Annotated in this window: 12 protein-coding genes, 1 tRNA gene and 3 pseudogenes; 8 read left to right on the plus strand and 8 right to left on the minus strand. The window is 63.9% G+C overall.

The genetic code is table 11. From position 1 onward, the window contains the following. Positions 1 to 24: 24 nt before the first annotated feature. Entirely contained in the window at positions 25 to 261 is a 237-nt protein-coding gene (locus GY170_RS05800; protein ID WP_163890837.1) for a BolA family protein, read from the minus strand. Positions 262 to 348: 87 nt separating this feature from the next. Between GY170_RS05800 and GY170_RS05805 the strand changes: the two genes are divergently transcribed. Continuing rightward, complete coding sequence (locus GY170_RS05805; protein WP_163890839.1) at positions 349 to 909, plus strand: GNAT family N-acetyltransferase; 561 nt, start codon at positions 349 to 351, stop codon at positions 907 to 909. Positions 910 to 924: 15 nt separating this feature from the next. On the opposite strand, the gene purL is transcribed toward GY170_RS05805, so the two are convergent. Beyond that, positions 925 to 3,084 carry a phosphoribosylformylglycinamidine synthase subunit PurL gene (gene purL / locus GY170_RS05810; RefSeq protein WP_163890841.1) on the minus strand — a complete coding sequence of 720 codons (2,160 nt, stop codon included), beginning with the start codon at positions 3,082 to 3,084 and terminating at the stop codon, positions 925 to 927. 267 nt (positions 3,085 to 3,351) lie between these two features. Next, positions 3,352 to 3,765: a VOC family protein gene (locus GY170_RS05815; RefSeq protein ID WP_163890843.1), complete on the minus strand. Its 414-nt coding sequence runs from the start codon at positions 3,763 to 3,765 to the stop codon at positions 3,352 to 3,354. Between the two features lie 142 nt (positions 3,766 to 3,907). On the opposite strand from GY170_RS05815, the gene ychF reads away from it, so the two are divergent. After that, a complete protein-coding gene (gene ychF, locus GY170_RS05820; protein ID WP_163890845.1) occupies positions 3,908 to 5,005 on the plus strand; it encodes a redox-regulated ATPase YchF in 1,098 nt (365 codons plus the stop codon). 443 nt (positions 5,006 to 5,448) lie between these two features. On the opposite strand, the gene GY170_RS05825 is transcribed toward ychF, so the two are convergent. Further along, positions 5,449 to 6,762: an esterase-like activity of phytase family protein gene (locus tag GY170_RS05825; protein ID WP_163890847.1), complete on the minus strand. Its 1,314-nt coding sequence runs from the start codon at positions 6,760 to 6,762 to the stop codon at positions 5,449 to 5,451. A gap of 209 nt (positions 6,763 to 6,971) precedes the next feature. Between GY170_RS05825 and GY170_RS05830 the strand changes: the two genes are divergently transcribed. Then, positions 6,972 to 7,061 (plus strand) — tRNA-Ser (locus GY170_RS05830). A 540-nt stretch (positions 7,062 to 7,601) separates the two neighbouring features. Here GY170_RS05830 and GY170_RS05835 read toward each other — a convergent pair. After that, positions 7,602 to 9,194: a DEAD/DEAH box helicase gene (locus GY170_RS05835; RefSeq protein ID WP_268895038.1), complete on the minus strand. Its 1,593-nt coding sequence runs from the start codon at positions 9,192 to 9,194 to the stop codon at positions 7,602 to 7,604. Further along, positions 9,076 to 11,346 (minus strand): hypothetical protein, encoded by a 2,271-nt coding sequence (locus GY170_RS05840; RefSeq protein ID WP_167803294.1) that lies wholly within the window; start codon positions 11,344 to 11,346, stop codon positions 9,076 to 9,078. Before GY170_RS05840 ends, GY170_RS05835 begins: the two co-directional genes overlap by 119 nt. Here GY170_RS05840 and GY170_RS05845 point away from each other — a divergent pair. The 5 genes and pseudogenes from GY170_RS05845 to GY170_RS05865 all read left to right on the plus strand — a co-directional run. Further along, positions 11,324 to 14,550, plus strand: a pseudogene (locus GY170_RS05845) (baseplate multidomain protein megatron); the annotation flags it as partial. The gene GY170_RS05840 and the pseudogene GY170_RS05845 sit on opposite strands and share 23 nt — an antisense overlap. 10 nt (positions 14,551 to 14,560) lie before the next feature. Continuing rightward, positions 14,561 to 16,471 (plus strand): annotated as a pseudogene (locus tag GY170_RS05850) (DUF2793 domain-containing protein). 441 nt (positions 16,472 to 16,912) lie between these two features. After that, positions 16,913 to 19,609, plus strand: a complete 2,697-nt coding sequence (locus GY170_RS05855; protein ID WP_163890853.1) for an ATP-binding protein — start codon at positions 16,913 to 16,915, stop codon at positions 19,607 to 19,609. Between the two features lie 18 nt (positions 19,610 to 19,627). Beyond that, a complete protein-coding gene (locus GY170_RS05860; RefSeq protein ID WP_163890855.1) occupies positions 19,628 to 20,179 on the plus strand; it encodes a hypothetical protein in 552 nt (183 codons plus the stop codon). A 310-nt stretch (positions 20,180 to 20,489) separates the two neighbouring features. After that, a complete protein-coding gene (locus GY170_RS05865) occupies positions 20,490 to 21,053 on the plus strand; it encodes an RES family NAD+ phosphorylase (protein WP_163890857.1) in 564 nt (187 codons plus the stop codon). Positions 21,054 to 21,371: 318 nt separating this feature from the next. Here the strand turns inward: GY170_RS05865 and GY170_RS05870 are convergent. Further along, a pseudogene (locus GY170_RS05870) lies at positions 21,372 to 22,122 on the minus strand (IS5 family transposase). 143 nt (positions 22,123 to 22,265) lie between these two features. Continuing rightward, a complete protein-coding gene (locus tag GY170_RS05875) occupies positions 22,266 to 23,180 on the minus strand; it encodes a LysR family transcriptional regulator (protein ID WP_163890858.1) in 915 nt (304 codons plus the stop codon). Positions 23,181 to 23,288: the final 108 nt, after the last annotated feature.

Raw genomic sequence — 23,288 nt, forward strand, 5'->3', positions numbered from 1 at the left:
GTGCGTGAAAAGGTCGCCCGCGGGTCAGTCCGGGGCGCGTGTCGTCAGCGCCAGCGCGTGCAGCTCGCCCTGCGCGCCGTCCATCTTGCCCGCGAGGGCGGCGTAGACGGCGCGCTGCTGCTGCACGCGGTTCATCCCCCGGAAGCTCTCGTCCACCACCTGCGCGGCGAAATGGGCGCCGTCGTCGCCCTCCACCGTGACCTGGGCGTCGGGAAAGCTCTTGCGGATCAGGCTTTCGATTTCATGGGCTGTGATCGGCATCGGGGTGTCCTCGCGGGCGCCTTGCATTCGGGCTGGAATCTAGGCTCGGTGGGCGGGAGTCGCAAGGTGGCGGGCGGAGGAGACGGGATGGCAGGGGGATCGGGCACGCAGCTCATCCGGCGGATGGCACCGGGGGAGGAGGTCCTGCGGACCGAGCGGATGATCCTGCGCGCCCCCCGCCCGGAGGATCTGGACAGGCTCGCCGCCTTCTATGCCGACGAGGATGTGCGCCGCCATTTCCCGAACTTCACCCGCACCCGCGAGCAGACGGCCGCCGAGATGGACTGGTCCATGGCCGGCGGCCACGCCTCGCACCCCGGCTACACGCTCTGGGCCGCCACCTGGCGCGACAGCGGCGAGTTGATCGGCCGGGGCGGGATCCTGGTGGTCGAGATCGACGGCGTCGAGGAGATCGAGCTGGCGTGGATGCTGGACAAGCCGTGGTGGGGCCGGGGCCTCGGCCGGGAGATGGGAGAGGGCCTGCGAGACCTCGGCTTCGCCGCCGGGCACGAGAGGCTCATCGCGCTGGTCGACCTGCCCAACCATGCCTCCGCCGCCACCGCCCGCAGCATCGGCATGAGCCGCGAGCGGGAGGTGGACCTCCACGGCCTCTGCCACCTCTTCGCCATCGAGCGCCCGGCCGTCTGAGGCCGGCGCGCCCGCTCAGGCCAGCGCCGCCGCGAAGGCCGAGCGATAGAGGGCGAAGAGCTCCGCCGCCGCCGCCCGCTCGCCGCCCATGACGATGTCGTCGCCGCCGAAGTGGCCCACGGCCATCAGCGGCACGCCCGCCGCCGCGGCAGCCTCCTGAAGCGCCGCTGCCCCGGCCTCGTCGGCGGCCAGCAGGTAGCGGCCCTGATCCTCGCCGAAGAGCGCCGCGGTCCCGGCCATGTCGAGCGTCACGCCCGTCTGGCCCGCCTCAGCCAGCTCGAAAGCGGCGAGCGCCAGCCCGCCGTCCGACAGGTCCGTCGCCGCGCGGATATGGGCGCGGCCGGCCAGAACGAAGTCGCCATGGGCGCGCTCGGCGGCAAGGTCCACCTCCGGCGCCTCGCCATCCTCGCGGCCGAACATCTCCCACAGCAGCGCCGACTGGCCGAGATGCGCCGGCATGCCGCCGAGGAGGAGGGCGATGTCGCCCGCCTCCGGCCGGCTGCCGATAGCGTCCCCGGGGGAGGCGATGAGCCCGACGGCGCCGATGGTCGGCGTCGGCAGGATGCCGGTGCCGTCGGTCTCGTTGTAGAGCGAGACGTTGCCGGAGACGATGGGCATGTCCAGCGCCTCGCAGGCGGCGCCGATGCCGCGGATGCAGCCGACGAACTGGCCCATGATTCCCGGCTTCTCGGGGTTGCCGAAGTTGAGGTTGTCCGTCGCCGCCAGCGGCGTCGCCCCCGTGGAGACGAGGTTGCGATAGGCCTCCGCCACCGCCTGCGCGCCACCCCGCTCGGGGTTGGCGCGGCAATAGCGGGGGGTGACGTCGGAGGTGAAGGCGATGGCCTTGCCCGTCCCGTGCACCCGCACGATCCCGGCGCCGAGCCCCGGCCGCCGCGCCGTATCACCCATCACCTGCGTGTCGTACTGCTCGAAGACCCATTGCTTCGCCGCGTGGTTCGGCGAGCCGATCAGCGCGCGAAGGCCATCCATCGCCGCAATCGCCGGCACCGGGGCGAGGGCAGGGGGGGCGGCGCTCTCCTCCCACGGCCGGTCGTATTCCGGCGCCGAGGAGGCGAGGCGGGAGAGCGGCAGGTCGGCCTTCACGTCGTTGCCGTGGAGGATGAGGAAGCGATCTTCCTCAATCGTCTCGCCGACGATGGCGAAGTCGAGATCCCACTTCTCGAAGACGGCGCGCGCCTCTCCCTCCTTCTCGGGGCGGAGCACCATGAGCATCCGCTCCTGGCTCTCGGAGAGCATCATCTCATAGGCGCTCATCCGCGCCTCGCGCTGGGGCACGTCATCGAGCTGCAGGCGGATGCCGAGGCCCCCCTTGTCGCCCATCTCGACGGCCGAGCAGGTGAGGCCGGCGGCGCCCATGTCCTGGATGGAGATGACGGCGCCGGTGGCCATCAACTCGAGGCAGGCCTCCATCAGGCGCTTCTCGGTGAAGGGGTCGCCGACCTGCACCGTCGGGCGCTTCTCCTCGATGGTCTCGTCGAACTCGGCGGAGGCCATGGTGGCGCCGCCCACCCCGTCACGCCCCGTCTTGGCGCCGAGGTAGACGACCGGCATGCCGACGCCCGAGGCCGCCGAGTAGAAGATCGCATCGGCATCGGCGAGGCCGGCGGCGAAGGCGTTGACGAGGCAGTTGCCGTTGTAGCTGGGGTGGAAACGCACCTCGCCCCCCACCGTCGGCACGCCGAAGGCATTGCCGTAGCCGCCGACGCCTTCCACGACCCCGTGCACGATGCTGCGGGTCTTCGGGTGATCCGGCATGCCGAAGGAGAGCGCGTTCATCGCCGCGATGGGCCGGGCGCCCATGGTGAAGACGTCGCGCAGGATGCCGCCCACCCCGGTCGCCGCGCCCTGGTAGGGCTCGATGTAGGAGGGGTGGTTGTGGCTCTCCATCTTGAAGACGAGCGCCTGCCCGTCGCCGATATCCACCACGCCGGCATTCTCGCCGGGCCCGCAGATGACCTGCGGCCCGGTGGTGGGCAGGGTGCGCAGCCACTTCTTGGAGGACTTGTAGGAGCAATGCTCGTTCCACATCGCCGAGAAGATGCCGAGCTCGGTGAAGCTCGGCTCCCGCCCGATGATCTCCAGGATCCGCTGGTATTCGTCCGCGGTCAGCCCGTGGGCGGCGATCAGCTCTTCGGTGATGGCGGGCTCTTGCATGGATGTCTCCCCTTGCGGCGCCGCCTCTCTAGCCGAGCCTCGGGGGCGGGAAAAGTCCGCCCGGACCGATCAGCGGCGCCGGCGCGCGAGAGGGAGCTTCGCTGCCTCCGGCGGAGGTATTTTGGGCCAGATGAAACAGGCGATCCGCGCCCTACGCGCCGCCCGCTCGGGACCCGGGGGGGCGCCCCGGTCCCTCCGGCCCCCTCTTCATCTGGCCAAAAATACCCTCGGGGGGCTCCGGGGGGCTGGCCCCCCGGTCCTGCCCTCTCACCCCGCGCTGCCGTCTCCGGCCTCGTCCTGCTCCGTCGTGACCATCCAGCGGATGCCGTAGCGATCCGTCAGCGAGCCGAAACCGGGGGAGAAGAAGTTCTCCTCCCACCCCATCCGCACTTCGCCGCCTTCGGAGAGCGCGTCGAACCAGCCCTTCGTCTCCGCGATGTCGGGGCTGGAGACCATGATGGAGCTGCCCTCCATGGGCGGGGTGGTGCCGTCGAAATCGTCGGCCCCGGCCAGCATGCCGCCGCCGAGGTGCACCTCGGCATGCATCGTGTAGCCGGGCTGGCCCATGTCGCCGGCCGGGTAGAGCACCGGCTCCGGCGCGCCGAAGATGCCGGCATAGAAGCGCATCGCCGCTTCGCACTGGCCGTCCTTGAAGAACACGTAAGGGGTGGGGGTGGGCATCTGGTCTGTCTCTCCCTCTGGGGTCGGGGCCAGTCTGGCGGAATTTAGGTTGATGTAAACCTGAATCTCTCCTCTCGCGCCCTGCTTGACCACCCGCCCCCCGCCGCCGTAGATGCGGGCGTTTCACGCTAAGGAGGCGAGCATGGGCTTTCGCATGGGGATCGTCGGGCTGCCGAATGTCGGCAAGTCGACCCTGTTCAACGCGCTGACGAAGACGGCCTCCGCCCAGGCGGCGAACTTCCCCTTCTGCACCATCGAGCCGAATGTCGGCGAGGTCGCGGTGCCCGACCCGCGGCTCGAGGTGCTGGCGAAGATCGCCGGCTCCAAGCAGATCATCCCCACCCGCATGACCTTTGTGGACATCGCCGGGCTGGTGAAGGGCGCGAGCAAAGGGGAGGGGCTCGGCAACCAGTTCCTCGCCAACATCCGCGAGACGGATGCCATCGCCCACGTGCTGCGCTGCTTCGAGGACGGCGACGTCACGCACGTAGAGGGGCGGGTCGACCCGATCGCTGATGCCGAGGTCATCGAGACCGAGCTGATGATCGCGGATCTGGAGAGCGTCGAGCGGCGCCGCGCCAACCTCGTGCGCAAGCTCAAGGGCAACGACAAGGAGGCGAAGGATCAGGACCGCCTGCTCGCCGCCGCCCAGGAGGCGCTGGAGGGTGGCCGCCCCGCCCGCACGATCGAGGTGGCCGAGGAGGACCGCAAGGCCTGGACGATGCTGCAGCTGATCACCGCCAAGCCCGTGCTCTACGTCTGCAACGTCGAGGAGGGCGCCGCTGCGACGGGCAATGCCCAGTCCGCCCGGGTCGCCGAGATGGCGGCGGCGGAGGGCAATTCCCACGTCGTTATCTCCGCCCGCATCGAGGAGGAGATCGCCCAGCTGGAGGACGAGGAGCAGGCGATGTTCCTCGAAGAGATGGGGCTGGAGGAGGCGGGGCTCGACCGACTCATCCGCGCCGGCCACCAGCTCTTGAATCTGCAGACCTACTTCACGGTCGGCCCCAAGGAGACCCGCGCCTGGACGATCCCCGTCGGCTGCCACGCCCCGCAGGCGGCGGGCGTGATCCACGGCGATTTCGAGAAGGGCTTCATCCGCGCCGAGACCATCGCCTACGACGACTACGTCGCCGGCGGTGGCGAGCAGGGCGCAAAGGAGGCGGGCAAGATGCGCGCCGAGGGCAAGGGCTACGTCGTCAAGGACGGCGACGTGATGCACTTCCTGTTCAATACGTAAGGATCGGGGTTCGCGGTCGTCTCCGGTTGAGGCGGTGGCGGTGGGTTGAAAACCCACCCCACCCTACGCGGCGCCGGCGGCCGGCGCGCTCTCGTAGGGTGGGTTTGTAACCCACCTTCCCCACGCCGCCGCTCTGTCGCCCGCCCGGTACGCGCCAAAGGCGCAGGGCGAGCGCCTGCCCGTCCCCACGGGCTGACGCTCTGGCTGGGCTTGGTGCTCAGTGGGCCACGGGGAGGTGGGCCACGGGGAGGTCCCTGGCTGGCATAAAGCACACCAGCGGCGCCGTCGAAGCGCCACCCCACGGGCCGGCGCTCGCCCTGCGCCTGCGGACCGTGGCACATTTGGCCGGCGCGGGTAGGTCGTGCCAGGTTTCGCCCGCCCTTCGCTCAAGAAACGAAAGGGGCGGCACCTGTGAGCCGCCCCCACGCCTTCCCGATCTGCCCTCACTCGGCGGTCAGGAACTCCGCCACGTCCAGCAGGATCATCTCGTTGTCATCCGCCACGCCCTCTTCGCGGCCGACCGAGAAGGGGTAGTTGTTGTCGTTGGCGACGACGATGGTCGTCTCGTCCACCCGGTCGACATCCTCGATGGTCACGAAGGGGAAGGTGAAGACGCCGTCCACAGAGCCGCGGGGGGCGAGGCCCTCGGGGTCCTGGATGTTCATCAGGTCGATATAGGCGATCTTGCGCAACACGCCGTTCTCGTCGGCCTCCTCGAGATCCACAAGGTAGATGCGCTTGAACTCCGCCGGCGTCTCCGCCCAGCCGTCGCGCGCGTCGCCGGTGCCATTGTCGCGCTCGATGATCAGCGCGCGGGTTCCCTCGATGATGTTGAAGTCGCCGATGGCGTGGCCGGCATCCTCCAGCGGGTAGTAGCGGGTGCGGTCGCCCCAGCCATTCCCCTCCGTGTCGTACTCGAAGATGCGCAGCACGGGCCGGCCGGAGACCTCCTCCGCCGCGCCGGTCGCCGCGTCGAAGACCGGCTTCTCCAGCAGCGGGTAGAGCGTCGTGCCGTCCTCGGAGAGCGCCATGCCCTCGTAGCCGCCGGAGCGCTGCGACATCATCGCGGGCAGGGTGCCGCCGGGGTTCGGCATGGAGAGGAAGGCGTTGTCCGGCCCCTGGATCAGCTCGCCCGCCGGCTCGGTGGCGATGACCTGCAGGACGCGGCCCGTGCTGTCCGTCTCGATCAGCCAGGGCCCGAACTCGTCGCCGAGCCAGTAGTGGTCGCCGACCGGCTGGATGGATTCGAGGTCGAAATCCGCCCCCGTCAGGTAGCGGCTTTCGGTCGTCTCGGCGATGATCGGGAAGGGCACGACCATGTCGGGATCGTGCAGGCGGATGGTCTCCTCGACGTTCACCGCACCGGCCTCCCAGTCGACGGAGACGATGTTGAACATCAAGATCACGTCGGCGGAGTTCGCCTTGGAGCCGAAGCCGTTGTCCGTCAGCACGAGGAAGCGGTCATCGCCGAGCGAGCGGATCCCGGAGAAGCCCTGCAGAGGCTGGCCCTCGAAGGGGCGCGAGAGGCCGGTCACCTCATCGGTGATCGCCCCCGGCTCCTCCACCCGCGCGCCGGCGGTGAAGCGTCCGGAGCGCTGGAAGTAGGCGGGCGCATCCTCGGGCGCATCGAGGAAGGTGGCCCCGGGCAGCTGGGCATGGGCGGTCAGCGTGGCGGGGAACTCCCGCGCCTCCTGCGCGAGGGCAGGGGCGGCGGCCGTGCCGAGCAGGGCGGCGAGGAGGGTGGTGCGAAGGGACATGTCCGTCTCCATGGGTGCGATATGGCCACCGCTTCCTCCCCGGTGATGACGGCGCCATGTCAGGCCGCTGAAGCTTTGGTGACTGGGGCGAGGACCGTGGGGTCACGTGGCCGGGCAGGGGGGACGGGCCGGTCCACGGCGCGTGTTTTCGCCCGGGCGGTGCGAATATCCCTTGTTCCTCTGGTCCGTCGGCTGATAGACCCGCCGGCGGAGACGTGGCCGAGTGGTCGAAGGCACACCCCTGCTAAGGGTGCAGGCGGGAAACCGTCTCGAGGGTTCGAATCCCTTCGTCTCCGCCACTTGCCCCCGAGAAAGCGTTCTCCCGATCCGGCTGCGGCCGGATTTTTCCGTTGTTTTCGAGGGTTATGCGGCAGGGGCTGAGCACCGACCCTGTCGCCAGGAGGCCGGGAAGCGGTCTCTCATGGCCGATATTCTCTCGACCTCATGACTGCGCCAATTTGGTGAATTTCTTGCAAGGCGCTGAAACTAAAGGTCTTCTGGCGTTGATAGGCTAAGCACTTCGACAACAGTGGCGTCCGGTGTGATGGAGCATATATCGAACATTTTCCAAGACATAGGACCCGCCTCAAATCGAAGCGGTTCAGCCCAAAGCTGCCGTTCGTAGTGTTCCGGGAGAGCGGCCACGCTACCGGATCTTACGGAAACTGGCCCAGTCGAACTCGAGGGAGCAAAATGGCACAAAGTTGCCGCTGTACCCTCTCCAGATGGACGACCTCTATAGTTAATGTCTCCTGTTGTTGAGAATTGAATCGGTTGATCTCGGAGTCCGCCGTTCGTTCGGATTGGTCATATGTTTCGGGTTGTTGTCTGCCTATCATCTAGTTGCGAACTCTGAACGAGCCGCTTTTCCGGCCAACAGAATGTCCATCCATGAACAGGATTTCGCAGTCGGTGCGATCATCGAGGAATGTCTCGGCAAAGTACTTCAGAAGCCGCGAATCGCGCATTACCTCCAAATCGCCGGGTAGATGATTGATTACCTCTTGGCTCGCCAACACTACGAGCTTGGCACGCGGTCGTGAGGCCATGACGTTGAAGCGATTGAGCGACAGAAGAAATTCGTCCTCGTCGGCGATCGCATCAGGATCGCCCAAGGCGTAACTAGCGATGATCACGTCACGCTGCTGGCCCTGGAAGCGTTCCACAGTATTCACCGCGTTGCGGATGAGCCTGCCATCGTCACCGAGCGGCTCGAATAGGGCCTGCAGCTTGGACACTACCAGCGCCTTGTGGGCGCGGTGCGGCGTCACCACGCCAACGGCGTCAGTCCAGAAGCTGATCGCAGTATGCAGCCCTGCGCCGCTCGCCTGCGGGTCTCCATCAAGACCGGCGCCTAGGTGACCCCGAAGCGTCGAGAGGAGCGCCGCCACTGTTTGGGCCTCGAAGTCGTTCCACCGGCTGCTTCGTCCTTCCGGATAGATGAAGGCCGAAATGGGCTGGCTGGGCTCCGGCAGCCGGGCGAACTCGGTGCCGAACGCGAGATTTCCGGGCCAGTTCGCCGGCGCCGCCGCAGGGAACGGCGTCTCCAGCCGCATACGCAGATCCGGGTAGCGGGCTGTAAGACCGGCCGGATAGCCGGCGAAGCGCCCGAAGCCGACGATCGTGCTGTTCGAACGGTAGTTCTCCAGCAGGTCCTTCGAGGTCACTCGCCTATGGTCCGCCACAAAGTCGTAGACGGAACCAAGGAGCTTCTCGAGGCCGAGCGGCGCCTGCACCGCTTGGATGGGCGGCAGTTGCTTGGGATCGCCGACGACGATCGTAGAGCCACCTTCGGCCAGCGGGGCAAGGGTGAGCACGGCGTTGGCCATGTCCATCTGGGATGCTTCGTCGATGAGAACCACGTCGAAGAGCGGCTGGGCGACGTTGCCCTTTAGGCCGGCGAACTTGGCCACCTGCTGCGGCGGCGCCGACACGATCGCGGACGTCGTCCCGGCGGTCAGCAGATCGTGCAGCTCGCGGATGCCGGGCGCATCCTTGTCGTTGAGGAGATTGACGCCCGCCGGAAGGCTCGGAGCGTCCTCCTTCGAACCGGAACGCAGACGCGCCAGCTGCACCTTGCCTGTCTCCGCCTCTCCTAGCGCCACGATCTGACGGAAGGTGCGCAGCACGACGTTGTCGGTCGCGTCGTAGGTATTACTCGTCACGAGGATTCGGATCGTCTTGCCGGCGGCGTGAGCTTCCAGCAGCAGCCCGAGCAGAATGGCGCGCAGCGTCTGCGACTTCCCCGTTCCGGGAGGTCCCCAGATGAGGGCGAGGCGCTTCTCCATCGCTTCCCGCCATGCGTCCCACTGGCTATCGTTGAGCTCGGTGCCGAGGGACTCCAGCGTCGCCCGTGTTCCGGCGGCATTCCTGCCCGTGGGATTGAGCGCTATCTTTTTTTGTATCCCAGAGCACGTCCGCCACGGGGACATGGGCGGTTGCGGTCTTGGGAGCCGCTTTCCCGATGACGTTGGCCGTCGGCGTGCCGGCGCTCATCGCCAGGGGCGGGTTACCGATGGCTCTGAGCGCTGTCTCGAGCCGTCCCGTCAGGAAGTCCTGGACCCGGCGATCGAGGACGACGTCGCGGCGCAGGTCAAGCGTGGATTCGATCCGTCTCAAATAGGCGTCGACCTCGGGCTTGAAGTATATTGCGATGAGACGAGCGTCGCGATCGATGGCGAGCAGCTGCGTCGCCGTCAGGGTTCCCGGCGAGCCAAATTCCCTGATCCAGACCGGCAGGTCGGAGGCGAGCGGTATGTCGCCGGTGAACTCGCCAATCCGGCGCGAATAGAAATCCGGTACGGAAGCGGGAGAGAGCGAGCAGAGGAAGTCGCCCTCCTCGAACTTGGCTTCGCGGGATCCCTCGGCGAGCGTGTAGATCCGCACCCCGGGGCGCGGCGTGATGCCGAGCGTCGATGCGGCGGCTGCCAGATCGGCTCCCGTCAGCTCCACCTCCAGCCGCGCGGCGAGATACTTCGCCTCCCGCTCGTGGATGGGCATGGCCAAGGAAATGCCGTGCTCCAGGCTGACGACCTGCGCGTTGAGTCGAGCGAAGGCGTACCAGATCTGCCCGTCGGCACTCACCCTCTGAAGCGATGACGGCGGCTTGATCTCCGTGATTTTGGGCGCGCGGCTACGCAGCTGGCCCTGGAGGTCGAGGCGCAGGCGCCACATGATGGAATGAAGCGCGTGCAGCTTCATCGTCACCGTCGAACGCAGCTGCGTGACCTGCTGGCTCCATGGACGGGGCTGGCCCATGCGGGTCCAGATCTCGTGCGGCCGCTCCGACGGGACCTGATCAGACAGCGGATCCTCAAAGATCACCGGCACGCGGAACTCGAACGGCCTCGAGCCCGGTTTCGGTGGCGGCGCATAAGTCCGTGCCAGTCCGAGCAGCGAGTAGTAATGGGGGATGGGTGCCGCCACGAGTGCCTGCACCGCGTTGCGGACGATCGTGATTGGCGCATTCACCGAGCGAAGCTTCGCGTTCTCGATGATCTCCTCCGGTGGGAACAGCCATGCCAGCTTTTTCAGACTGCCGTCAGCCAAGACGTGCTGAAGGTTGCGGCCGATTACACGCAGCATGTGCTCGTAGGTGACGCTGTCCCAGATGTAAATCTGAACCGTCGCATCCGCCTTGGCCTTCGTGGCATCTGAGAGCGCCCTTTCAACATAGGCGAGAAAGCTCATCAGCTCACGGGTCTCGCTCTGGACGCTTCGGGTGTCGTTCACGAAGACCTGCGCCTGGATCTTTTCCCGCTGTCCGCTGGCGAACGAGTGACCGCCGACGCCGAAGGCTAGGGTCAGGCCGCTGCCGACGTCGAAGTCGGCCGAAAGATAGAGATTAAGATCCGCCCTGTTCGGAATGACGGCCGACGTGCCCGAACCGGCGGGGATGTCGCTGCTGCCGGTCGCCAACGACTGCGCGCGGCCCGAGACGACCGTCCGCGTTGCGCGCAGCTTGGGATGGCAATCAAAGGCCACGTCGTCGGCCTGCAAAGGTGCCAGCGATACGGTGGTATTGATGTTGCGGTCGCCGAGCGCGCGCCGAGCGCCACGAGGAAGGAAGGCGATGGAACTAAGGTGTCCCTGCGCCTTCGCCATCGGCATGCAGTGGTCAGGATGCTCAGGGGTGGTCGCGCTCCACACGTAGCCAAGGTATTCGCAGCCGCTGCAGCCGGTACCCACGTGCCAGTCGAGAGCCTTCCGAGGGCTGGCCAGCGCCTCGGCGAGTTCCACGTTGAAGAAGTGCCTGAGGCGCGGCGAGAAGACGTCAATTTCGAGCGTCTCGATGTCATCGTTCAGGGCGGCGGCCAGCTCGTCGGCTGTCGGCGTCATCCCCGACTTGCTTCGCTCCGCCTGGAGCCTGACGATCGCTGCGGCGTCGTGCGATCCCGGCCAGATAGCCGCCTCGGCGACGACGGCATATCGGTCAGCGCTTGCCGCGGCTTGACCTCTGATCTGTGGGTGGATCGTTTCGTGGATGCGCTGGCCGATGTCTGTCGTCGACCTTGGAGGATCGGCGGGTGGTTTGACATTGAGAAGGCCACTGAACTGCTCGATCCAGTCCTCGGGCGAGTTCACCTACGCGACGCAGGCGATCCGCAAGACTGATGGTGGCGCGACAGTGCCCGAGAACATGAACGCGCTGGCCGCCTCCACCGACATGGTGGAGGCGCTGGACCGGCTGCAGGCGATGGCGCCTGCGATCGAGAGCGTCAGCCTCGTCGTCGCCTGGGTCGGCGACGACCTGCGCGCGGGGTCCTGCAAGGTGCGGCCGGGCGTCGAGGTCTCGGTTAAGTCGACCTCACCCGCCAGCTGGTCGGTCAATGGTGTCAGCCGCGGCGATGCATTCCTCGTCAGCCGCGACGACCAGGACCGCCCGGTCTATGGCGGCACGCCCTCCGACTTCGCCGTGGTACGGGCGATCCAGGAGATGAAGGCGCGCGGGCTGCGCGTCACCTTCTACCCGTTCATCCTGATGGACGTGCCGCCCGGCAACACGCTGCCGAACCAGTATTCCGACAACGCCGCAGAGACCGGCCAGCCCGCGTTCCCCTGGCGCGGCCGGATTACCTGTTCGCCTGCAGCGGGGTTCGCCGGAACCGTGGACAAGACCGCCACGGCCGCCGCGCAGGTGGCGGCGCTGTTCGGGGCGGCGACACCTGCGAACTTCAGTGTCTCGGGCGAGAGCGTCAGCTGGATCGGCACGCCCGGCGACTGGGGCCTGCGGCGCATAGTGCTGCACTACGCCCATCTCTGCGCGGCAGCAGGCGGGGTCGATGCGTTCCTGATCGGCACCGAAATGCCCGTCCTGACGACCATCCGCTCGGGCGCGTCCACCTATCCGGCGGTGCAGGCCTATCGGGATCTTCTCGCGGATGTGCGCTCTATCCTCGGGGCCGGGACCAGGATCGGCTATGCCGCAGACTGGTCGGAGTATTTCGGGCACCAGCCGGGCGACGGCTCGGACGACGTGTTCTTCCACCTCGATCCGCTCTGGGCCGATCCGGAGATCGATTTCGTCGGGATCGACAACTACATGCAGCTCTCCGACTGGCGCGACGGGTTCGAGCATGCGGACGCGGCCGAGGGCTGGCGCGCGATCTACGACCGCGCCTATCTGCAAACCAACATCGCGGGCGGCGAAGGCTTCAACTGGTTCTATGCCAGCGCGGCCGATCGGAGCGCGCAGGTGCGGACCTCGATCACGGATGGCGCGGCGGCCAAGCCGTGGGTCTTTCGCTACAAGGATTTGCGCGCCTAGTGGTCGAACGCGCACTACAACCGCCCGGGCGGGGTGGAGAGCGGCACGCCGACGGCGTGGGCGCCGCAATCCAAGCCGATCTGGTTCACCGAGCTCGGCTGTCCCGCCATCGACCGCGGCACCAACCAGCCGAACGTCTTCTTCGACCCGAAGTCGTCCGAGAGCTTCACGCCGCATTTCTCGCGGGGCTGGCGGGACGACGCTATTCAGCGCGCCTATGTCGAAGCGACCTACCTCTTCTGGGGCGAGGCCGCGAACAACCCGGTGTCCTCGGTCTACGGCGGCCGCATGGTGCATGTGCCCGAATGAGCCGCCTGGACCTGGGACGCGCGGCCGTACCCATTCTTTCCGGCGCTGACCGCCGTCTGGACCGATGGCCCCAACTGGCGGCTCGGCCACTGGCTGACCGGATGGCTCGGGTCAGTGTCTCTAGCCGCGCTCGTCCGGCACCTCTGTCTGCGCGCCGGGCTGCCGGAGGATCGGATCGACGTCACCGGCCTCTGGGGCGCGGTCGAGGGCTATGCCATCACGGCGCTGGAAAGCCCGCGCACCTCGATCACCACGCTGGCGCGGCATTTCGGGTGCGACGCCGTCGAGACCGACGGCGTGATCCGTTTCGTCATGCTTGCGCGAGCGGCGGTGGCGAGCATCGCGCCTGACGATCTGGTGGCCCCTCGCGAGGGCGACGTGCTGGAACTTACGCTGGGCCAGGAGACGGAACTGCCGCAGCCGCTGAAGTGGCAAGTCGCCCGAGCGGACGAGGACTACGACGCCGCCCTCGTCGAGGACCGACGCATCACGGTGGACACGACGCGGATCGCGTCCGAGAGCTTTCCGATGGCGGTGCCGCCAGAGGAAGCCGAGCGGCGCTGCCGCCGTGCCCTGATGGAGGCGTAGGTGGGTCGCGAGGCGGCGGCATTCCGTCTGCCGCCCTCGCGGCTCGCGCTCGATCCGGCCGACGCGATCCGGCTGGAGCAAGATGGGCGGCTGGTCGATCTGCGGCTCGTCTCCATCGCCGACGCGGAGGCGCGCGGCATGGAGGCGGTGCGCCAGGACCGAGCGACTTCCGATCTGCCGCCCGGCGATCCCCGCGCCGCCTCGCTGACACTCGCCGTTGTCTTCGGCGCGCCGGAAGCGGTGCTGATGGACCTGCCGCAACTGACCGAGGACCAGCCCGCGCATCGGCCGCTGGCCGCCGCGCACGCGGTTCCTTGGCCGGGCGAGATGGCGGTGTTCCGCAGTCCCTCGACCGATGGCTTCGAGCTGCTGACCACGTTCGGCAGTCGCGCCCGGCTCGGAGTTCTGGTCTCGGACTTCTACGCGGGCCCCACGTCGCGCTCTCGGCAATGCGCTGGTGGTCGATCTGCTGACCGGCACGCTGGAGAGCGTCGAGGACCTGACCCTATTCGGCGGAGCGAACGCCCTGGCCATCGAGAGCGCGCCCGGCGTCTGGGAGATCGTCCAGGCGGGCGCGGCTGAGCTGCTGGCGCCCGGCCGCTATAGACTGACGCGGCTTCTGCGCGGCCAACGCGGCACGGAAGGCGCGATGGGTAACCCTGGGCCGGTTGGCGCCCGCGTCGTGGTGCTCGACGACAGCCTCGCCACGCTGCCAATCGCCGAGGCCGATCTCGGCATCCCCTGGAACTGGCGCATCGGCCCGGCGAGCTGTTCGGTCAGCGACGAGACCTATGTCGCGCAGCCGTGCCGCACGCCGCGTACGCCCGGCGATCTGACGATCCGCTGGACGCGTCGGTCCCGCGCGCTCGCGGCCGACAGCTGGAGGCGGGCTTGAGGTGCCGCTGGCCGAGGAACTGGAAGCCTACGAGGTCGAGATCCTCGACGGCGCCACCGTGAAGCGGGTGCTGAGCACCGCCACCACCAGCGCGGTCTACACCGCCGCGCAACAGACCGCCGACTGGGGCGCACCGCTCGGTCCCGGCGACACGCTCGACATCCGCATCTTCCAGCTCTCCGCCCTCGTCGGGCGGGGCACGCCCAAGACCGTCACGCTACTATTCTGAAGGCCATCCCATGTCCGACGCCACGACTCATCTGCTGCTGCCCTACATCCTGGCGGCGCAGGCCCAGAAGCATGTCACCCACAACGAGGCGCTGCGGATCCTCGATGGGCTCATCCAGCTTTCCGTGCTCGACCGCGATCTGACAGCGCCGCCCAGCAGCCCCACCGATGGCGATCGCTACATCGTCGGCTCGGGCGCGACGGGCGATTGGGCCGGCTGGGATCTGAACGTCGCGCTCTGGACGGACGGCGCCTGGCTGCGTCTGCCGCCCCGGACCGGCTGGCGGGCGTGGGTCGAGGACGAGGAACTGCTGCACGTCTGGACCGGCACTGCCTGTGAGGTCGTAGGCGAGCCGAGCGACATCTCGGATGCCGTCTTCAGCCTGATCAACGAGGCCGACGCCACAAAGAAGGCGGTCTTCTCGCTCTCCGGTATCAGCGCCGGCACGACCCGCAGTTACACGCTGCCGAACACCTCGTAGGAAATGGCGATCCTGGCGGGAACCCAGACCTTCACCGGCAACAAAACCTTCTCGGGCACGCTCACGGCCTCCGGCACCGTGACGGTCTCGGGCGCGTCCGCAACCATCGGCACGGCGACCTACGGCATGGGCATAGGGGCGACGACCACCGGCCTCACCAAGACCGTGAACCTTGGCACCGGCGGTGCGTCGGGGTCGAACACGGTCGTCAACATCGGCCCGGCAACTCCGGCGCGAACGGCACGACGGTGGTCAACACGCCGACCGTCACCTTCGCCAATGCCGTCACGCAGGTCGGCATGCCACAGGCGAACCTCACCTCGCAGCTTCTGGGCCTCGGCGGCGGGACGGCCGACAGCTACAACCGGCTCTCGGTCGACACGCCCGCGGTGCTCCTGAACAACGCCGGCGCCGGGATCGAGGCGACGGTGAACAAGGCCGCAGCCGGGAACGACGCTGCCTTCGCCTTCAAGACCGGCTTTTCGGCCCGGGCGCTGATGGGACTTCTCAGCAGCGACGATTTCAGCTTCAAGGTCAGCCCGGACGGTTTGGCCTTCGATGGGGCGATCCGCATCGACTGCAGCAGCGGCCGGGTCGAGATGCCCGAGCCCGTCGTGCTTCCGGCGATGAGCGCCGTTCCCGCGCCGCCGCCGACCGGCAAGATCGTCCTCTATGCCCGCGACCGCGCCGGGGGGGGGGGGCTCGACGTTCAGCGCCCCTCGGGACGGTTCTTCCCGCTGCAGCCGCTTTTCGGGATGAACCGGATCGCGACCTGGGCGCCGTCCTCGGGCACGACCGTCAACACCAACGGCATGCCGCGCACCGCCGTCGGCACGGTCGCGACGCCGACACTCGCCACCAACAACCTTTCGACCTCAATGCGCCGCTGGCGCGTTACCCGCGCCGCCACCGCCGACGCGGCGGCCGAGGAACGCTCGGCCGGCTGGGTCTGCTGGCACGGCAATGACGATGGGCTGGGCGGCTTCACCTATGTGAACCGACTTTCGCTCGTGACCTTGCAGGCGATCGGCATGGGGTTCTTCGGCCTCTACGGATCGACGGCGGCGCTGGCCACGACCCTGACGTTGTCGGCCATGGTGAACTGCATCGGCATCGGCTTCCAGCGCGGCACCCACGAACTGGCAGTTGGTGCAGAACGATGCCTCGGGTGCACCGACACTCGCCGATCTCGGGGCGAGTTTTCCGGTGGCGAGCACGACGAACGTTCTGACCCTCACGCTTCTCGCCGCTCCGAACAGCAGCGAGATCGGCGTCCGGGTGGTCGAGAAGGTCAGCGGGGCGGTGGTCGAGGCCTTGCTCGACACCGACATTCCCGCAGCTGCGCAACTCCTGAGCCCGCGCAACTACATGAACAACGGCGCCACGGCGGCGGCGGTCGCCTACGATTGCTCAGCCGTCTATGTGGAGACGGATTACTAGCCAAGTCGACCGAACCATCGTTGAACAGGCTCTCCAACTCAGACCGCCCGGATCATTTCTTGCTTTGTGGTTTGCAGAAAGAATGCCACCTTAGGGTGACGCATCAAAATTTGTGCCATGCCTGCAACCCTCCGTACGTACCATCAACGCAAGCTTTTATCTAAGGCTTTTGGCTTGCTGTCTGCTTGCCCCCTTGGGCCTCGCATCGAAGTTGGTATTGCCTTAGAGCTATATGGCGATCAGATGATCCCCCCAAAAGATACTTCCCCTTCTTGTCGATCACCCAAAAGAAATTAGGGGGTATAACGAAGCGAGATGCCAGTAGTACTTGATTCTGGAATACTTGACGCGCATCCAGTGCGTAACGTGGCGCTCTCACAGATTCAAAGTGCGTGCGCACATCAAGCCGGCATACAAGTCGCGACTTTTCGATCAAACTCCGTGGAAATCATTCGGGATTACTTAGATCATCTTGGCCTCAGAGTTCCATGTGAAACCACAGACTATACGGAATTTCTTGAGCTTTTCAGTTCCGATATCGAGAAGTGGAAGGAGTTTTCTGAAAACATCTTCGTGAAAGTCGCGCTGCAAAGCCCATCTTTTCCTCACCTTCTCTTTCGTCTGATGATGAATCACTATGCAGCAAGAGCACACTATGCGATAGCACTACTTTACCTTTTCTCGGACAAGGACAAGACGCGCACCTGGCGAATTCTGGGTGCAAACTTTCCATTGATGCTGCGGGCCGCCGCCGACAAGGAGCTCATATATGTGTTTGGACCTACACTTGTAGACCTGGGTAATCGAGAAGCGGAAAGATTGGCGTCCCTTCAGAGTGTTGTTGTTTACGAAGTTCAGCGACTGGCCGATGCAACATCTCAACTGCGAGGCAAGTATAGTGGACTGCTTTGCACAACTGAAGAGATAATTAGAAATGCTTTTGCAAGGCCAAAGATATCGCAATCTCAGTTGGAAAGTGAATGCTTGATTGGCTCTTGCGTGCTGAAGAGCGCGAGGATGAACGAGGTCTCAAAGCAATACGAGTCAGTGCCGCCAACTTTTTATAGCAAGCTTGCAGCCTCATTGTATCTTGTTTGCACCGAAAAGCGGAACGCTTGCTTCGCCTTCCGATCCTTCTCAGGGGTGAGCGATATTCGCAAGAGAGTTGTAAGCGTCCAGGCGAATACTCTGGAAATTTCGGTATCCGAGCATGGGCCAGGTGCTCTTCCGGTTGAGGATACGGCACGCGCCAGAGCGCTTTCTGGATTTACAAATTGGTCCGTCTTCATCGCCGAGTCAATTAACATGTTAATAAACTGGCTCCAGTATCACGCAAGCGCAGACCCGGACGGTGAGGGTGGGGTTGACTTCGGTCGACGGCTTGCGAGGTACTTGGCCTATCCATTCAATGCAGATGAATGTAATATCTACCGGAGCGCCCCCAAGCATGGTGCGATTTCTTTGGAGGCCTATGCGCAATATTCTCGAAGCGCAATACCCCCAGGCCGATCTCGACTGATTGCTGAGGAAGTAGTTCGAATCTCGAAAGGTCCGTTCCCAAAGCGGTCAATCGTTGCGCGCGCCAGCTTTCTTAATGCAGAACAGTATTGCGTACTGTTTGAGCAAGCAAGTGGTGCGGCAATCCCGGAAGATCAGGTTTTATGTTTTCCAAATGGACATGAGGATTCAGATTGGGGGAGGTCTGCTTGCGCGATACCTATTCGTTTTTCCGGCTTAAGTTGGGGTGTCATTGAATTTGTGAGTGTGATGCCTCATGCCTTTCGAGAGACCGTCCGATCGAAAATCGAGGGAGTGATAAGCGTCTTTGCGCCACATGTTTTGCAACGAGAGATTTTTGGCGGCGTTCGAGAACTGAGCAGAACAATGATGAGCACCCGGACGATTGGTGATAGGAAGGGTGACCTTGCCGCTGTTTTTCAGAACCTGCTTTGCGCCAGATCGCTGTCGATCTTCTCTTTCAAGAAGGGCGAAAGGCCCGAACTATTCGTTCAGAGGGGTTGGTCTGATATCGAGAATATTCTGGACGCCAAAGTCAACGCCGAGCGCACGCTTTCGGCAATAATAGCACAGTTCGCTGATGAAGGTGTCGACTTTCGGTGGCTCAACGATGCTCTCGGACCCGAGCCACGCCTTTCCGCCCTTCGTGGGCGCAACCCGGAGCGAGTGCTACTTGCAAGGGTTCTTTGGAGAATAGCTGAGGGTTTAGGACATGCCGCGATTGCATTAATCGAGTTTCAACATCGACCGGTTCAGGCGGAAAATTGGCAATCCTTGGTAAAGTTCGTGTGTCAAGCTACTGGGAATACCATCGGAGGTATCTATAGCAAAGAAACATGGGATATTGAGTTACGCTTACGTTCTGCGCATGAGTTGAAGAAGTCGGCGAAGGGTCTGGCTTCCTCCAACGAAAAGTTGAGCAAACTTATCGAGAGGCTTGAACGAGGTCCTGACCAAAGAACCTTGCAAAAAGTTCGCACGGTGATGACCGATTATCGAAGATACTCGGCGAGCGTTGACAGGATGACCTATGCATTGGAAAACACCGCGTATGATCCATCGACAATCGAACCGCGTTTCGGCCTTGCGGGGTCCGCAGTTGATAGGTGGGTTGCGACAGGAAGATCTTCGATCGATATCAGAGATGTAATAAATCACGCCTTCTACGGGGCTAGCGAAGCTTTCACAGATAGAAACATACTTCTTCCTGAGTTCGTCAGTCTTCCCAAGTTAGAGGCGTATGTCGAAGAATGGTGTCTGCAAGAGGTTCTATTGTCACTGTCACAGAATGCTCAGAAGTACGCTGCGCCGAATACTGCGATATTGATTTCAGAAAAGTCTACCAACAACCTCGGCTTAAGGATCTCGAACATCGGTCCGCGGCTCGACGAAGACGAAGAGCATCGAGTCTTCAACGACCAAGCTCGAGGCAGACGAGTCGTCGCGCTTGGTATCGAGGGCTCCGGCTACGGGTTGCATTATGCGCAAGAGATGGCTCGGAAGTACATGGGTTGTGACCTCGATCACTTCCAAACCGAGCTAGATAAGGGCCGCGACGCCGAGCTAACGTGGCATCACTTCACGCTTGTGTTGCCGCGACGACTCGTTAAGAAATTATGACAGGATTGGAGGCCCGGTATGCTTCAGAGCGTTCATTCGACTGACCAGCAGAAGTTATGTCGGATCCTTGTGTTTGATGACAACGAAACCTTCGATTATCTTAATGACTTCACAGCTTACGGCTGCACGTTTGCGAAGTGCGCTAGCTTCGCGGAACTTGACCGCGAGCTGTCGAGGGACGGCGGAAGCTCAGATGAGTATGTGCTCGGTGTCTTCGATGTTTTCTGCGATATTGCGGAGGACTTCGGTTTCCTTGGCAGGGATGACATCAAGCTTGAACCGGCCCGCTGCGGTCCGCAACTGGTTGGAGAAGTCTTACCAAGCTTGGGTTTTGATTTCAGACAGAAGCCCTTGATACTGTTCTCTAGCCATGAGGGAGTCGGCGGGACCGCTGAGGTCCGCAATGATGAAAATCGGCCTGTTTCAATGCCAGTGATTTCGAGAGAGAAGATTGCAGAGCAGATCGCTCGGAAGATGGCGGAAATTGGCGTGGGATTTGGGGGGCAGGCGACATTGGCGGTATTGATGGTGATGTTTTTTCACCATCTGAGTACAAAGATATTTATTTAAGCTTGGCGGCCAGACTCCAACTTACTGACGACGAAGTTCGCCGATTTTTGGGAATTATTAACAAGGATGTTTCTGTAGATCAGGTATTTCGTTCAGTTACTCTCGCAAATGAGAAGATTGATCTACTGGTTGAGGTTGTAGCTCATATGGATATATTTCTGCGAGAGGATGAATTTAGAGATTTCCTGGAAACAAGATGTCGTTCGCTTCCAGGCGGTTTACCTCTTGAGTACCTGCTAGGGTGAACTGCCGATCTGGTTAACCTCAGGGCGGAATTGGAGTCCATTAACGGCGGGGCATTGCTCTAGTCATGATGGACGATTATTGCTGCATTATTAGTAATAAGCCTAAAGCAAGATGCGTCGCTTCCGATGTATTTTACACGGACCGAGGCGCTCAGAGTTTTGCTGATCAAATTCCTTCATCGATTCCGAAAGAAAAGCTGGATGAGTATCTTCGTCGGAGGCGGCGCAGCTACGCGAACAGTGATAGAGATAGAATTATTCGTAATGTGAGCTGGGGGTTCGACAAAGTTGCCTTGGGGCAGACTGTAGGGGAAGGCCGATTCAATTCGAAACATGAGGCGGCGCTATATACAGCAAGAGATGCTCAGACCGCAATGAAAGAGCGGCTCCACTACGTCAAGGAAGGGAGCAAGCCGTTTGACTACGTTGTATTTGCAATTTTTGCGTCAGCTAAGATGGTCGATATTCGGAAGGGTAGTGGCAACAGTTTATGCCTGGTGGTTGCCGACAACCATCAAGAATGTCAGCGATTTGCGTCAGATGTACGAGAAAAGTATGCGATGTCGACCGGCATAATTCCCGACTCTGTGCGAGATCCGGGTGGAGCATGTTGCACGTTTTTTACTTAGTCGGCGTTGCTCCTGATTGCGTCATCTCCGTTGGTGTTGAGACTTAATTGCGCCAGTTTGACGATGTTTGAAACATGGAGAAGGTTGGGCGTCAGGCCCATCACCTCCCCCACCCACCATTTATGTTGATTGGCGCTCGGTGCTGTTCATTCCGTGGTATGAAACCAGGTATAGGCATGGCCTAGGCTCAGGACCCATTGATCAAGACGGCGGTGCGTGATTCAGCCTTCGCCAGAAGGAGGCTGACGATGAGCGAACTTTACTGGCTGAGCGACGCGCAGATAGATCGGCTGCGGCCTACTTTCCTCGGCTCAGGACTCATAGCCAATAGATTGCGGTCGCGGCGAGTGCGATGGCCGAGAGGAAGGCCTTGGGGCATCGGTCGTAGCGAGTGACGACACGACGCCAATCCTTGATGCGGCCAAACATGATCTTGATACGATGGTGCCTGCGGTATCTTCGCTTGTCGTATCTAATCGGCTCCCTGCGCGACTTTCGCGACGGAATGCAGGCCCGAACCTTGCTTTCCGACAGAGAGTTATAGAACCAGTCGGCGTCGTAGCCGCGGTCGGCGAAAAGCCAGTCCGGTTGCGGAAAGCCGCTCTGGAGCGCGAGCGCGCGCTTGTAGTCGCTGACCTGGCCGGCGGTCACGAAAAGGCGGACAGGACGGCCCTCGCGGTCGGTGACGGCATGGAGCTTGGTGTTCATGCCGCCCTTGTTCCTGCCGATCAGGCGGCCACGTACCCCTTTCGAGCTTGCAGGCTCGAGGCCGTGCGGTGCGCCTCCAGATAGGTCGCGTCGATCATGATCGTCCGGCAATCGGTCTACTCGGCGGCGAGCCCATGATCCGGGCGAACACGTCCGTGCGGCTCCATCTGATCCAGTTATTGTAGAGCGTCTTGTGCGGACCGTATTCGCGGGGGCGTCCCGCCATCGCAAGCCATTGAGATTGATGAAGATAATGCCGCTGAGGACGCGCTTGCCGTCCACACGGGGTCGCCCATGGGGTTAGGAAAGTAGGCCGCAGCCGCTCCATCTGTGCGTCGCTCAGCCAGTAAAGATCGCTCATCGTCAGCCTCCTTCTGGCGAAGGCTGAATCACGCATCGCCGTCTTGATCAATGGGTCCTGAGCCTAGGGCCGGCTAGCGAGAGCGAGGCACACAAGGCACGAGCGACTGCGTTGCGCCACCCACCCGCCGCCGCCGCCCCCCTTCAACCATCCCGCCCCGCGCCCTCCGGCCCCACCCGGGGCAGCCCGTGCTCCCCGCTCAGTTCGGCCAGAACCTCGTGCAGGCGCGAGATGATTTCGGCGCGGGGGGAGGAGGTGCGTTCGACGATGCCGATCTGGCGGGTGGCCTGGGGGGTGCCGAAGGGCAGGCGGATGAGGCCGGCGTCCTCGGGGCCAGCGAGCGCGACATGGGGGACGACGGAGATGCCGAGGCCCTGGCGGACGCAGGTGACGATGGAGCTGACCGTGTCGATCTCCGCCACGTCCTGCGTCACCACGCCGAGGCGCGACAGCTCGGTGTCGATCAGGTTCGCCAGCGGTACCGCGCTCTTGAAACGCACGTAGGGGCGGGTGTTGAGGAGGCGGAGGATGTCGCGGTCCTCCGTGCCCTCGGGCGCGATCAGCCAGAGGGGCTCGCGCAGGAAAGGGCTCCAGCGCAGCGCGTTCGGCATGCCCATGTGCTCGGCCACCACCGCCGCGTCGAGACGGCCGGAGGCGACGTCGGCGATGAGGGTGGAGGAGAGCGAGATGCGCAGGCTGGTCTTCAGCCGAGGGTAACGCTCGCGCATGTGGACGAGCGCGGTGGGGAGCAGGTTGAGGGCGCTGGAGCGGACGGACCCGATCATCAGCGTGCCCGCCATCTGGTCTCCGCGGAGCGCGGTCTTCGTGTCGTCCTCCAGAAGCAGGATCTGGCGGGCCAGCTCCAGCACCTGGCTGCCCGGCGCCGTCAGTTTGGGCGGGCGCGAGGTCCGGTCGAAGAGCTTGACGCCAAGCTCCTGTTCCAGCGCATGAATCTGCTGGCTGACGGCCGAGGGGGTCAGGCCGACGACATCGGCGGCCATGGCGAATGTCCCATGCGTGGCAATCGCGGAGAGGGTCTTCAGCTGGCGCGTGTCCATGGCTTCATCCAGTTTTTCTTAATCATCTCTCCAGAATTACGCGCTTTTGTGCAGATGCGCTATCCCTTACGCAAGTGGGCGGAGGAATGCCGCGCCGGTCTGAGGAGC

Source organism: Pseudoroseicyclus tamaricis, assembly GCF_012070395.1.
GTDB classification, from domain to species: domain Bacteria; phylum Pseudomonadota; class Alphaproteobacteria; order Rhodobacterales; family Rhodobacteraceae; genus Pseudoroseicyclus_A; species Pseudoroseicyclus_A tamaricis.